The organism is Drancourtella massiliensis, assembly GCF_016900655.1.
Lineage (GTDB): Bacteria > Bacillota > Clostridia > Lachnospirales > Lachnospiraceae > Sellimonas > Sellimonas catena.
In genome coordinates, this window is record NZ_JACJKH010000001.1 from 49,783 (window position 1) to 64,058 (window position 14,276).

A 14,276-nucleotide genomic window follows, 5' to 3' on the forward strand; every position below is an offset into this window, starting at 1 on the left:
AAGACATGGCAGAAGAAAAGAAACAGGAAAGCTGTCCTTCAGAAGGATGTGCCGGATGCGCTCATGCATCGACATGTACCAGCCAGAAGAAGGATTTCAGAAAACCGGCGAATCCGTATTCAGCGGTCAGAAAAGTGATCGGAGTCATCAGCGGAAAAGGTGGAGTCGGTAAATCCATGGTTACGGCATCCCTTGCAAGAATGATGATTGAGAAAGGATATACGGCGGGAATTTTGGATGCAGATATCACAGGGCCATCGATCCCGAAGATGTATGGAATCCATGAGCAGGCCCTTGGAAATGAAGAGGGAATGCTTCCTTGCGTAGCAAAAGACGGAACGAAGATCATGTCTGTCAATCTGCTTCTGGAGAAAGAAGATACCCCGGTCATCTGGAGAGGACCGATCATCGCAGGCGTGGTGACTCAGTTCTGGACCGATGTCATGTGGGGTGACGTAGATTATCTCTTCGTAGATATGCCTCCTGGAACCGGAGATGTACCGCTTACGGTATTCCAGTCTCTTCCGGTGGACGGTGTCGTAATTGTGACATCTCCGCAGGATCTTGTCAGCATGATTGTAAAGAAAGCATATCATATGGCAAAAGACATGAATATTCCGGTACTTGGAATCGTGGAAAACTTCAGTTATCTGGAGTGCCCGGACTGCGGACGGAAGATCGAGGTCTTTGGAAAGAGTCATATTGAAGACATTGCAAAAGAACTGGAGATTCCGGTACTCGGCCGGATTCCGATCGATCCGAAGCTGACAGAAGCAGTGGAAAACGAAGCCTTTGACCAGGTGAACAATGCATACTTAAGCGATGCAGCACAGGTGTTGGAATCATGATCGATTATCGCCTTTTAAAAGAACAGATGGATGCACTGACCGGGACGCAGAGCCGTCCTATTCCGAATCTGGCCAATGCGTCCGCATTACTCTGGCAGATACTCCCGGATCTGAACTGGGCCGGATTTTATCTGATGGAGGATGGAGCGCTTTACCTTGGACCATTTCAGGGAAAGACAGCCTGTATCCGGATCCCTCTGGGACAGGGAGTGTGCGGAACTGCGGCACAGAAAGATCAGGTGCTCAGAGTGTACGACGTACATGAATTTGAAGGGCATATCGCCTGTGACAGCGCATCGAATTCCGAGATTGTCCTTCCGATCCACGACGGAGACGACGTCATTGGAGTGCTGGATATTGACAGCCCGCTTGTGGGACGCTTTTCCGAGGAAGACGAAGAGGGATTAAAGGAAATCGTAAGAGTGCTGGAGAAAAACTGCATATGGAAATAATCAGAAACTCTGTACAGACAGAACATTGCCTGTATGGAGTTTTTTAATTTCTCCTTGCGCATGCCGAACGTATGTGCTATCATAATAAAAAGAACATATGTTCGAAAAGAGGAGGGGAGATACGTGGATTGTTTTCGGATTCAGAAAGAAAAGACGCTGTATGAGAAGCTGAGCATTCTCTCTGACGCAGCCAAATATGACGTGGCATGTACTTCCAGCGGCACTCAGAGAAGGGGAGACGGAACTGGAATCGGGAATTGCGAGAAAGCAGGGATCTGCCACAGTTTTACGCCGGACGGACGGTGCGTCTCCCTCTTAAAGATCCTGTTTACCAATGAATGTATTTTTGACTGTAAGTACTGTATTAACCGTGCGTCCAATGATGTGGAGCGGACATCCTTTACCCCGGATGAGGTCTGCCGGCTTACGATTGAGTTTTACCGGAGAAATTATATAGAAGGATTGTTTTTAAGTTCCGGTATTATGAAAAGTCCGGACTATACGATGCGCCTGATTTATGAGACTTTATACCGGCTGCGGTCACAGTACCGGTTTCAGGGTTATATTCATGTAAAGGCAATACCGGGTGCATCTCAGGATCTGATTCGGATGACGGGATTTCTTGCGGACAGAATGAGTATTAATCTGGAGCTTCCTACGGCTGAGAGCCTGCATCTTCTGGCACCTCATAAGAGCCGGAAAAATATTTTATCTCCGATGCGATATGTACAGAAGAAACGGGAGGAGAATACACATGAGCTTGCGCTGTACCGGCACGCGCCGCAGTTTGTTCCGGCAGGACAGAGTACGCAGATGATTATCGGGGCAACACCGGAGAGCGATTATCAGATTATCCGTGTGGCAGAGTCTCTTTATCAGAAGTTTGAGTTAAAGAGGGTGTTTTACTCGGCGTTTGTTCATGTGAATGAAGATTCTGCTCTTCCTGCAAGGACGGACCTTGGGCCGCCGCTTCTTCGGGAGCATAGATTGTACCAGGCGGACTGGCTTCTGCGGTATTATCATTTTTCGGCAGAGGAGCTTTTATCGGAAGAACGCCCGAATTTCAATCTGGTTCTGGATCCGAAGTGCGACTGGGCCCTGCGGCATCTGGAGTATTTTCCGGTGGAGGTCAACCGGGCTGATTACCAGATGCTGCTTCGGGTGCCGGGGATCGGCTATACATCCGCCAGACGGATTGTGCGGGCAAGAAGAACAGGAACGCTGGATTTCACAGATTTGAAGAAAATGGGCGTTGTGTTGAAGCGGGCGCTTTATTTTGTGACATGCAAAGGGAAGATGATGTATCCGATACGGATGGATGAAGATTATATTTTAAGGAATCTTCTGGATCCGAGGGAGAAGCTTCCGGGGAGACTTGGGGAGATTACCTACAGGCAGCTGTCGCTTTTTGATGACATGAAGATCGGGGAAGTGGGAAGATGAAACGAAGATATATCTGTACGGAGACCATGACAGGAGTACTCTCCGCCATCTATGATGCGTGGACCTTTGACAGGAGTGACCAGGAGGCAGGGATTGTTTTCTGGGGCAGTGTGCAGCAGGAGATGTTCTGTGAGTACCGGGAAGTGAGAGAGGATGAAAAGAAAGCAGAGGCAGTCCGCAGGCTGATTCACCGCCATCTGGGAGAGGAGGCTGAACTGTCTGTCGGATATGCCTTGCTTTCAGAAGATCCCGGAAAGGGAACGGCGATTCTTCGTATGATGATGGAGGCAAGAAACCTTCCCGACGGGAAGAAGATTATGGGGCATCTCTCCCATCCGGAGGTGCGCCGTGTGTTTGAACTGAGCAGAAATGTTGGCAGGGAAACACATGCGTGGAAAGAGTTTCTTCGTTTTCAGGAGCTGGAAGGAGGGATTCTTTATGCCAGCATTACACCGCATAATTTTGTCCTTCCGGGGATTGCTGATCATTTTTCCAACCGGTTCCCGCTGGAAGATTTTGTGATCTGCGATGAGACACATGCTTCTTTTCTGATCCACCCGAAACAGAAGCCATGGCTGATTATCAGAGATGAAGAGCGCAAATGGGAAATAGAAAAATCGTTTTCGGAAAAGGAAAAAGAGTGGCAGAGATTATGGAAGGGATTTAAAAAGAGCGTGACGATTCAGGAAAGGAAGAATTTGAAGCTTCAGCAGATGAATATGCCGCTGCGCTACCGGGGCGAAATGATAGAATACCGGGACGGAGAGCAGTCTTAGGACAGGAGTTTCATTTTGCGGATTTTTTGAGCGGTTTCGACAAAGAAAAGAGGAAAACCTGGAAAATACTGGCATTTTTACAGATTGATTTTCAAAAAAGATGATGGCATAATACATGGGAACACAGAAGGGAGTGTATTCAAATGGAACATAAACGAAAAATCAAATTGACCCCTGCAGATGTCCATGAGTTTGTCACATCCGCAGAAAAGTGCGATTTTGATATCGATGTATTTTACAATCGATTCATCGTAGATGCCAAATCGATTTTAGGCGTTTTCAGTCTCGATCTGAACAAAACTCTGACTGTGCAGTATGCTGGAATCGATCCGCATTTTGAAGCAACTTTGAATAAATTCTGTGTCGCATAAGGCGGCATTTGGCAGGGTATAAAAAAGAAGTGTTTCCATTCCGACAAGACGGGGAAGCACTTCTTTTTTATACTGTGTTTATGTTATAATAAACAAGATTAGACAAAAATGCAAGAAAAGACGTGACCCGGGATGGAAGAGAAAAAAGAGGAGAAGGTACGGATTTCGGTCCGAAATCTGGTGGAGTTTATTCTAAGAGAGGGAGATCTGGACAGCAGACAGGGAGGCACAACGGATAAAGAGGCCATGCTGCTTGGGGGAAGGATTCATCGGAAAATTCAAAGACAGATGGGAGGCGGATATCATGCGGAGGTGCCGCTTCAGATTGTCGTGCCGTGTGAGAAACTGGATATTATAGTGGAGGGAAGAGCGGACGGAATTATTGAGGAGGATGGCCGGACCGCAGTGGATGAAATCAAGGGAATCCTGCAGGATCTGGATCTGATCAAAGAACCGAAGAAGGTGCATCTGGCCCAGGCAAAGTGCTATGCCTATATATACGCCAGCATAAAGGAACTTTCTGAAATCGGAGTACAGATGACCTACTGTCAGATGGAGACAGAGGAAGTAAAGCGTTTTTATCAGACTTTTTCCTGTGAAGAACTGAAGAAATGGTTTTTTGATCTGGTGCACCGGTATGAAAAATGGGCCGTTTTTCAGATAGAGTGGAGGCAAAAGAGGAATCAGTCCATCAAACAGGTGGAGTTCCCTTTCGGTTACCGGGAAGGGCAGAAAGATCTGGTGGTATCGGTGTACCGGTCGATTCTCAGGAAGAAGAAGCTGTTTATTCAGGCGCCGACAGGAGTAGGGAAGACGATGGCGACAGTGTTCCCTGCGGTAAAGGCGGTTGGCGAAGGACTGGCGAATCAGATCTTCTATCTGACAGCCAAGACGATCACAAGGACAGTGGCGGAAAAGGCTTTCCTTACGTTAAAGGAGCAGGGACTGGCCTGCAAGGTTATTACTCTGACTGCAAAAGAGAAGATCTGCTTTTGTGAAAAAGCGGAATGCAATCCGGATGCCTGCCCGTATGCGAAAGGACACTTTGACCGGGTCAATGATGCGGTCTTTGATATGCTGACCCACACCGATGATATGAGCAGGGATCAGATTGAATCCTATGCAAGAAAGCATACCGTATGTCCGTTTGAGATGGCGCTGGATCTTTCTGTCTGGACTGATGCGGTCATCTGTGATTACAATTATGTATTTGATCCGAATGCCCATCTCAGGCGCTTTTTCGGAGAAGGAGCGAAGAAGGCGTATCTCTTTTTGATTGACGAGGCGCACAATCTGGTGGAAAGGGGGAGATCCATGTACAGTGCCTCCATCTGCAAGGAAGATTTTCTGGAGGTCAGAAGAGCGGTAAAAGAGGAGGATGCAAAACTGGGAAAAGCCATCAGCGGGTGTAATGAGCAGCTTCTGACACTGAAAAGGGAATGCCCGGGACATGCTTTATATTCCAGTGTCTCCCATTTGGTGCTCCGTCTGATGAATGTGATGACCGAAATAGAGCGTTTTCTGGAAGAGTGCAGTCAGGAAGAGATTCGGGAGAAGGTGCTGGATCTGTATTTTGAGATTCGGGACTTTCTGTATATTCATGATAAACTGGACGAAAATTATATGATTTATACGGAGCTTACCGAAGAAGGGAAGTTTTATGTCCGGCTGTTCTGCGTGAATCCGGCGGTCAATTTAAGCGAGTATCTGAATTATGGAGTCAGCACGATCTTCTTTTCGGCCACCCTGCTTCCGATTCAATATTATAAGAAGCTGTTGAGCACGCAGACAGATGACTATGCGGTGTATGCCCATACCCCGTTTCCGGAAGAGAATAAAAGTGTTCTGATCGGAAGCGATGTTACGACCCGATATACGAGGCGCAGTGAGGAGATGTACGAGCGGTATGCCAGATATATGCTGGAGACGGTTCGAAAGAAAAATGGGAATTATCTTGCCTTTTTCCCATCCTATCGGTTTTTAAATGATGTGTATGAGGCCTTTTTGGCACTTCAGAAAGAAGAGGAGGAGATTTTCTGCCTGATTCAGGATCCGGGCATGACGGAGGAAGAACGGGAAGAATTTCTGAATTACTTTGAGGAAGAGCGGGACGGATCACTGATCGGATTCTGCGTGATGGGCGGGATTTTTTCAGAGGGGATCGATCTGACAGAAGAGCGGCTGATCGGGACGTGGATTGTCGGCACAGGACTTCCCCAGGTCTGTCTGGAGAGAGAGCTGTTAAAGCAGTATTTTGATGAAAAAGGAATGAGCGGATTTGATTATGCCTACCTGTATCCTGGAATGAATAAAGTCATGCAGGCGGCTGGACGGGTGATCCGAACCGATACGGACAGAGGAATGATTTTTCTTCTGGACGACCGTTTCCTGCTTCGACAGTACCGGGCGGTCTTTCCCAGAGAATGGAGCAAGGCTTTCTCCATCCGGCTTCCCCAGACGGCCGAAGCGGTGGCTGCATTCTGGGATGAAACCAGGACGCAGCCATAGAACACTCCGAAAACGTAAGGATCCGGCTGTGATCCAAAGATTAGAAGTAATCGAGAAAAGCCTGTACAGACCGGGACATCGGAATCCGGTCATTGTAGGCGATCAGGAGCTGCCGCTTTGGCAGCTCTTCTTTTGTCTCCACGATAAAGAGCCCTTCCGGGTCACGGCTTAAACAGTAATCCGGAATGAAAGCGATGCCAAGGCCGATTTTTGCAAGATCGATGAGAAGATCATTGCTGCTCAGTTCGATTTCCGGTACCAGATCCAGCTGATGCTGCTGAAAAAGACTGTGAAGGAATTCACTGGTCGTACTTTTCCGGTCCAGCATCAGGATCGGTTGATCCAAAAGTTCCTGGTAGGAAAGTTTCTTCCCTTTCAGGTGGGAGAAGGAATCATTGGCGACAAAGACGTCCCGGAACGTTTTGATCTTTTTGACAGTAGAAAGCTGGTTGATATAATTGTTAGGGTAATTGATAAAAATCAGATCCACCTGTCCGTTTTCCAGAAGATCCACGCATTTGATGGACGTCTGGTTTGTCACCTTGATGTGAGAACTTGGAAAACTCCTGTGAAAACGCTCCAGATACGGTACAAGAAAGTAGCGGCAGATGGTATCACTTGCCCCGATCCGGATCTGACCGCCTGTGGAGGCGGATTCCAGAAGCTGGTTTTCTCCTCTTTTGATCAGATTCATGGCCGGTTCCACATGGCGCAGAAGGATCTCCCCTTCCGGAGTGAGCTGGACTTTCTTTGTACTCCGGATAAACAGGACCTGATCCAGTTTCTTTTCCAGAGCCTTGATTGACTGGCTGACTGCGGACTGGGAAATATAAAGCTGCTTGGATGCTTCGGAGAAGCTTAAACTTGACGCAACATAGTAAAAAACTTTATATAATTCATAGTTGATATCCATCATAAGTCCTCCTTATAAATTCTAGTTTTATTATAAGGAAAGAATGGGAAAAAAACAAGGCACAAAAGTTTTGCTGGAAGGACGGGCCGACAGCATATATAATAGGAAAAGAAGACAGACAGAAAGGAACGGCGATAAGAATGAAGACAAAAAAAGTGCTACACGGATTTCTGACAGCAGCGGCAGCGGTTTCGCTGATTCTGATTTTACTGCTGAGTGCTTTCGAGATCGCAGCATACAGTGATTTTGGTTTTTACCAGAAAGAATATGAAAAGTATGAAATTCAGGAGACACTCCCGATGGAGATGGACGACATCATGGATGTTACGGAAAAGATGATGTCCTACTTACGAGGAGACCGGGAGGAGCTTTCCGTCATGACTACGATTGATGGGGAGCGTCAGGACTTTTTTAATGAGCAGGACCGGTTCCACATGGGAGAGGTCCGGGATCTGTTTCTTGGAGGGTTTGCCCTCAGAAGATATGCGGCGGTTATACTGGCTGCGGCGGTAGTGCTTCTGCTCATTTTGAAGGCGGATCTCAAACGGATTCTGCCGAAGGCTTATAAGATCACGGTCGGGGTATTTCTGGCGCTGGTAGCAGCTCTGGGAATTGCGATTGCCGTGAACTTTGACCGGTGCTTTGTCATTTTCCATGAGCTGTTTTTCGACAATGATCTGTGGATGTTTGACCCGGCCACGGATTATATGATCCGGATGCTTCCGGAAGGATTTTTCTTCGATATGACACTGCGGATCGGGGGATTTTTTGTTGCTTTTCTGATTTTCTTTGAATTGATCTGTATTGGACTTCGGATCTGGAGGAAGAAAAAAGAAAATTAGGACAACTTATAAGTAAATTTAAATATATTAATTATACTTATCAAGAAAAGTATGATACACTAGGGTCAGAATCGAATAATCTTGTAAAAAGAAGAATGGAGGAAATTCATGAGCGGTGTAAGACGTGTATATGCAGAGAAAAAGCAGGATTTTGCCGTACAGGCGAAAGCATTAAAACACGAGATCAAAAGTTACCTGGGGATTTGCGGCGTGACCAATGTCCGTGTGCTGATCCGCTATGATATTGAAAATCTGTCAGACGAGACATTTGAGAGAGCGTGCAACGGTGTGTTTGCGGAACCGCCGGTAGATACCTTATATAAAGAGACTTTCCCGATGAAAGAGGACGAGCGGGCATTTTCCGTAGAGTACCTGCCGGGACAGTTTGACCAGAGAGCGGATTCTGCTGTACAGTGCGTACAGTTTATCCGTGAGGATGAAAAGCCGGTAATCAAGACGGCGACAACTTACGTAATTGAAGGAAGCGTAAGCGACGAGGAGTTTGCGGCAATCAAGGCGCACTGCATCAACCCAGTGGATTCCAGAGAAACCGGAATGGACAAGCCGGAAACACTGGTGACACAGTTTGAGGAGCCTGCAGACGTCCTGATTTTTGACGGCTTCCAGGACATGGAAGAGGGAAGCTTAAAAGAGCTTTATGATTCCCTTGGCCTTGCCATGACATTTAAGGATTTCCTTCATATTCAGAATTATTTCCGGACAGAGGAGAAGCGTGATCCGTCCATGACAGAGATCCGTGTGCTGGATACATACTGGTCTGATCACTGCCGTCATACGACATTCTCCACTGAGCTTACCAATGTAACTTTCGGAGAGGGAGACTACCGTGAACCTCTGGAAGAGACATACCGGGAATATTTACAGACACACAGTGAAATTTTCAAAGGCAGAGAGGACAAGTTTGTCTGCCTGATGGACCTTGCCCTGATGGCAATGCGGAAGCTGAAAAAAGAAGGAAAGCTTCAGGATCAGGAGGAGTCCGATGAGATCAATGCGTGCAGTATCGTAGTGCCGATCGAAGTGGATGGAAAGGAAGAAGAGTGGCTTGTCAACTTTAAGAACGAGACACACAATCACCCGACTGAGATCGAGCCGTTTGGAGGCGCTGCAACCTGCCTTGGCGGAGCCATCCGTGACCCGCTGTCCGGCCGTACTTATGTTTACCAGGCTATGCGTGTGACAGGAGCGGCAGATCCGACCGTTTCTGTGAAAGATACGATGAAAGGAAAGCTCCCTCAGAAGAAGCTTGTCAGAGAGGCTGCCCATGGATACAGCTCCTACGGAAACCAGATTGGACTTGCGACAGGTATGGTTAAAGAGATTTACCACCCGGACTACGTGGCAAAACGTATGGAGATCGGTGCTGTCCTTGGCGCTGCTCCGAGACGTGCGGTCATCCGTGAGACATCCGATCCGGGCGATATCATCATTCTGCTCGGCGGACGGACAGGAAGAGACGGATGCGGCGGTGCGACCGGTTCTTCCAAAGTACATACAGAAGCATCCATCGAGACCTGTGGCGCGGAAGTTCAGAAAGGAAATGCGCCGACAGAGCGTAAGATTCAGAGAATGTTCCGCAGAGAAGAAGTCAGCCGTCTCATCAAGAAATGTAATGACTTTGGCGCAGGCGGAGTTTCCGTTGCGATCGGAGAGCTGGCAGATGGTTTGAGAGTGGATCTTGACAAAGTGCCGAAGAAATACGCAGGACTTGATGGAACAGAGATCGCTATTTCCGAGTCCCAGGAACGTATGGCCGTTGTAGTAGATCCAAAAGATGTCACACAGTTTTTAGAGTATGCCAAAGAGGAGAACCTGGAGGCGGTGGAAGTGGCAGTTGTCACAGAAGAGCCTCGTCTTGTACTCTCCTGGAGAGGCAAAGAGATTGTCAACATTTCCCGTGCATTCCTCGATACAAACGGAGCACATCAGGAGACAGAAGTCTTTGTTGAGATTCCGTCAAAAGACGGCAACATGCTGGAAGAACGCAAAGATGTTCCGGATGTGAAGGAAGCATGGCTTGATACATTAAAAGACCTTAACGTATGTTCTCAGAAAGGACTTGTGGAGATGTTTGACGGTTCCATCGGAGCAGGATCTGTCTTCATGCCGCACGGCGGAAAATACCAGATGACAGAGACCCAGACCATGGTAGCCAAACTTCCGGTACTGAAAGGGGCATGTGATACGGTATCCATGATGAGCTTTGGATTTGACCCGTATCTTTCAAGCTGGAGCCCGTATCACGGAGCAGTTTATGCAGTGACCGAGTCCATCGCAAAGATCGTAGCTTCCGGCGGAGATTACCGGAAAATCCGCTTCACATTCCAGGAGTATTTCCGCAGAATGACAGAAGATCCGAAACGCTGGAGTCAGCCGTTTGCGGCACTCCTTGGTGCATACAGCGCACAGATCGGATACGGACTTCCATCCATCGGAGGAAAGGACAGTATGTCCGGAACCTTCCAGGATATCGATGTACCTCCGACACTGGTTTCCTTTGCTGTGGACATTGCGAAGGTTGGCGACATCATTACACCGGAGCTCAAAACAGCAGGCAATAAGCTTGTATGGCTCCGCATTGAGAAAGACCAGTACAGCCTCCCGGTTTACAGCCGGGTCATGGATCAGTACGGAAAGTTCCGCGAGGACATTCAGAATGGAAACATTGTTTCCGCGTACGCTCTGGACCGCCACGGTATTGCTGCGGCTGTCAGCAAGATGGCATTCGGAAACGGCATGGGTGTCAAGATTGAGCATAATGTAGACCCGAGAGATTTCTTTGCTCCGGGATTTGGAGATATTATCGCAGAAGTACCGGCAGACAAAGTCGGAAAACTTGCGATTACATATACAGTGATCGGTGAAGTGACAGATAACGGTACCTTCTCTTATGGAAATACGGAAATTACACTTGCAGAAGCCAAGTCAGCATGGAAAGCACCTCTGGAAAAGGTATTTGCAACCGTTTCAGGTGAAGAATCAGCACCGGAGTCCGTATATGTGGCGCCGGCAGATCCGGAAGCACGTATCACGGAAGACGGATGCTACGATACAAAGAAAGTTCACATCTGCTCCCACAAGATTGCGCAGCCGACTGTCTTTATTCCGGTATTCCCGGGAACAAACTGCGAGTACGACAGTGCAAAGGCATTTGAGCGCGCAGGTGCTAAGGTGATTACAAAGGTATTCCGGAATCTGGATGCGGCTGATATCCGCGATTCTGTAGCTGAGTTTGAAAAGGCAATCGGACAATCTCAGATTATTATGTTCCCGGGCGGATTCTCCGCAGGAGATGAGCCGGACGGATCTGCGAAGTTCTTTGCGACTGCATTCCAGAACGCAAAGATGAAAGAAGCAGTAGAGAAGCTCTTAAATGAAAGAGACGGTCTTGCGCTTGGTATCTGTAACGGATTCCAGACACTGATCAAACTGGGCCTTGTTCCGCACGGCAAGATTGTCGGACAGACAGAAAACGCGCCGACATTGACATACAATACCATTGGACGTCATATTTCCAAGATGGTTTACACAAAAGTAGTTACAAACAAGTCCCCATGGCTTCAGATGGCAGAGCTTGGCGGAGTTTATACAAACCCGGCTTCCCACGGGGAGGGACGTTTTGTTGCAAATGAAGAATGGCTTAATATCCTCTTTGCAAACGGACAGGTAGCGACACAGTACTGCGATCTGGACGGAAATGTAACGATGGACGAGGAATGGAATGTTAACGGTTCCTACCGCGCGATCGAAGGTATCACAAGCCCGGACGGACGTGTACTTGGCAAGATGGCACATTCCGAGCGTAGAGCGGATGGTGTGGCAATCAATATTTACGGCGAACAGGATATGAAGATCTTTGAATCCGGCGTCGCATATTTCAAATAGGGCATATAATTGATAGAGAAAGAGGACAGATCAGAGCAGGATTTGTCCTCTTTCCGTTTCCCTTGAGTATTTGACAGAAGAAAACACGATGATTATAATGTAAGCGTAAAATTGCTTAATGGTTTTATTAAGGGAGGGACAGATATGCCGTCCAGTAAGATCGGAAAATATATTTCTATTCTAAACCGTCAGTCACAGAAGTATCTGCACCATCTGGTGGAGCAGTACGGGATCGGCTATTCCAGCTATTATTTTGTCATGTATATTGGGGCCAATCCAAAGTGCAGCCAGAGAGAGATGTGCGATTCCATGGCCATGGATCAGGCAATGGCGACGAGAGAGATGCGTCGCCTCGAGAAAAGTGGATATATAATCAGGGAAAAACGTCCGGGAAATGCAAAAACATACGAAATTTCGCTTTCAGAAAGCGGAGAAAAACTGTATCTGAAGCTGAAAGACAAGTTGACGGAATGGTGGGGAGAACTGCTGGCCGAGAGCGAAATCGATCCGGAGCCGTTTTCCGAACAACTGCGAATACTGGCAAAAGCCGCCCATGAGAAGGCCGCGGGAATGGAAAATCAGGAAAAACGAACCAAAAAGACAAGGTAAAAAATTCTTGACAATGACATGAAAATGCTTTACAGTGTTAAAGAAGAAAAGCGATGTATGTTTATGCAGACTTTTTTAGGAAAAGAAGTAGGAGGAAGATGTTATGTCATACGTAGATGAAGTGATTGACCTTGTAGTAAAGAAAAACCCAAACGAACCGGAATTTCACCAGGCTGTCAAAGAAGTTCTGGAATCTCTCCGTGTCGTGATTGAGGCAAATGAAGATAAATACAGAAAAGAAGCGCTTCTGGAAAGATTGACAGAGCCAGAAAGACAGCTGCTCTTCCGTGTGCCGTGGGTAGACGACAACGGACAGGTACATGTCAATAAGGCATACCGGGTACAGTTCAACAGCGCAATCGGACCATACAAAGGAGGACTCAGACTCCATCCGTCTGTAAATTTAAGCATTATTAAATTCCTTGGATTTGAGCAGATTTTCAAAAACTCCCTGACAGGTCTTCCAATCGGCGGAGGAAAAGGCGGATCTGACTTTGATCCAAAAGGAAAATCCGACAGAGAGATCATGGCATTCTGTCAGAGCTTCATGACAGAGCTGTGCAAATACATTGGAGCGGACACAGACGTGCCGGCCGGAGACATCGGAACAGGGGCAAGAGAGATCGGCTACATGTTCGGACAGTACAAGAGAATCCGTGGCGTATTTGAAGGCGTGCTCACAGGAAAGGGTCTGACTTATGGAGGATCCCTTGTTCGTACAGAAGCAACAGGATACGGACTGCTTTACTTCACGGAAGAAATGTTAAAACTTGCAGGCAAAGACATGAAAGATAAAGTCATTGCCATCTCCGGAGCAGGAAATGTTGCGATCTATGCAGCAGAAAAAGCAGTACAGATGGGTGCAAAAGTCGTGACCATGAGCGATTCTACCGGATGGATCTACGATCCGGAAGGCATTGATCTGGATGCAGTGAAAGAGATCAAAGAAGTAAAACGTGCAAGACTGACCGAGTACAAGACATACCGTCCGAACTCCGAATACCATGAAGGTGCAGGTGTATGGTCCGTAAAATGTGACATCGCACTTCCTTGCGCAACACAGAACGAACTGCACCTTGAAGATGCAAAACAGCTTGTGGCAAACGGATGTATCGCAGTTGCAGAAGGAGCAAACATGCCGACTACAATGGAAGCAACAGAATACTTACAGGCAAACGGCGTGCTCTTCGCACCTGGAAAAGCATCCAACGCCGGCGGTGTTGCAACATCCGCACTGGAGATGTCACAGAACAGCGAGCGTTTGAGCTGGTCTTTTGAAGAAGTTGATGCGAAACTGAAAAACATCATGGTAAACATCTGCCACAACGCAACAGACGCAGCAAAGAGATACGGATGCGAAGGCAACTATGTTGTAGGAGCAAACATTGCCGGATTTGAAAAAGTAGCAGCCGCAATGGAAGCTCAGGGAATTGTTTAAAAATTTCCGCAAAATAAAGACGCAGATTCATTGAGATCCTGCTATAACAGTCTGAAACGGAAAAAGCCGCAAAGACCACCAAAAAAAGTGAAAAAATCTATGTCAAAAAAGATAAAAAAAGTGTTGACATTTATCAGATGTTAATAGTATAATAATCAAGCGGGTTGCGA

Annotated in this window: 11 protein-coding genes; 10 read left to right on the forward strand and 1 reads right to left on the reverse strand. The window is 47.3% G+C overall.

Annotation, left to right across the window (positions count from 1 at the left end):
- The first annotated feature begins 5 nt into the window (after window positions 1-5).
- The 6 genes from H6A32_RS00260 to H6A32_RS00285 all read left to right on the forward strand — a co-directional run bounded on the left by H6A32_RS00260 (window position 6) and on the right by H6A32_RS00285 (window position 6,398).
- Window positions 6-848: an Mrp/NBP35 family ATP-binding protein gene (locus H6A32_RS00260; RefSeq protein WP_087167373.1), complete on the forward strand. Its 843-nt coding sequence runs from the start codon at window positions 6-8 to the stop codon at window positions 846-848.
- Window positions 845-1,300 carry a GAF domain-containing protein gene (locus H6A32_RS00265; protein WP_118635735.1) on the forward strand — a complete coding sequence of 152 codons (456 nt, stop codon included), beginning with the start codon at window positions 845-847 and terminating at the stop codon, window positions 1,298-1,300. Before H6A32_RS00260 ends, H6A32_RS00265 begins: the two co-directional genes overlap by 4 nt.
- A 123-nt stretch (window positions 1,301-1,423) precedes the next feature.
- Window positions 1,424-2,743: a putative DNA modification/repair radical SAM protein gene (locus H6A32_RS00270; RefSeq protein WP_242960088.1), complete on the forward strand. Its 1,320-nt coding sequence runs from the start codon at window positions 1,424-1,426 to the stop codon at window positions 2,741-2,743.
- Window positions 2,740-3,519: a TIGR03915 family putative DNA repair protein gene (locus H6A32_RS00275; protein WP_118635733.1), complete on the forward strand. Its 780-nt coding sequence runs from the start codon at window positions 2,740-2,742 to the stop codon at window positions 3,517-3,519. The genes H6A32_RS00270 and H6A32_RS00275 overlap by 4 nt, the downstream gene beginning before the upstream one ends.
- A gap of 143 nt (window positions 3,520-3,662) precedes the next feature.
- Window positions 3,663-3,890, forward strand: coding sequence for an HPr family phosphocarrier protein (locus tag H6A32_RS00280; protein WP_087167369.1), 228 nt, complete (start codon window positions 3,663-3,665; stop codon window positions 3,888-3,890).
- Window positions 3,891-4,022: 132 nt separating this feature from the next.
- Complete coding sequence (locus tag H6A32_RS00285) at window positions 4,023-6,398, forward strand: ATP-dependent DNA helicase (RefSeq protein ID WP_204863488.1); 2,376 nt, start codon at window positions 4,023-4,025, stop codon at window positions 6,396-6,398.
- 40 nt (window positions 6,399-6,438) lie between these two features.
- Here the strand turns inward: H6A32_RS00285 and H6A32_RS00290 are convergent, their stop codons facing one another.
- Window positions 6,439-7,311, reverse strand: a complete 873-nt coding sequence (locus H6A32_RS00290; protein ID WP_171027881.1) for a LysR family transcriptional regulator — start codon at window positions 7,309-7,311, stop codon at window positions 6,439-6,441.
- A 140-nt stretch (window positions 7,312-7,451) separates the two neighbouring features.
- Here H6A32_RS00290 and H6A32_RS00295 point away from each other — a divergent pair, with 140 nt between their 5' ends.
- The 4 genes from H6A32_RS00295 to gdhA all read left to right on the forward strand — a co-directional run bounded on the left by H6A32_RS00295 (window position 7,452) and on the right by gdhA (window position 14,106).
- Window positions 7,452-8,153, forward strand: coding sequence for a TIGR01906 family membrane protein (locus H6A32_RS00295; RefSeq protein WP_204863489.1), 702 nt, complete (start codon window positions 7,452-7,454; stop codon window positions 8,151-8,153).
- Between the two features lie 108 nt (window positions 8,154-8,261).
- Window positions 8,262-12,059 carry a phosphoribosylformylglycinamidine synthase gene (locus H6A32_RS00300; protein WP_204863490.1) on the forward strand — a complete coding sequence of 1,266 codons (3,798 nt, stop codon included), beginning with the start codon at window positions 8,262-8,264 and terminating at the stop codon, window positions 12,057-12,059.
- A 144-nt stretch (window positions 12,060-12,203) separates the two neighbouring features.
- Entirely contained in the window at window positions 12,204-12,668 is a 465-nt protein-coding gene (locus H6A32_RS00305; protein WP_087167364.1) for a MarR family winged helix-turn-helix transcriptional regulator, read from the forward strand.
- A gap of 103 nt (window positions 12,669-12,771) precedes the next feature.
- A complete protein-coding gene (gdhA, locus tag H6A32_RS00310; protein ID WP_118635729.1) occupies window positions 12,772-14,106 on the forward strand; it encodes an NADP-specific glutamate dehydrogenase in 1,335 nt (444 codons plus the stop codon).
- The last annotated feature ends 170 nt before the right edge of the window (window positions 14,107-14,276 follow it).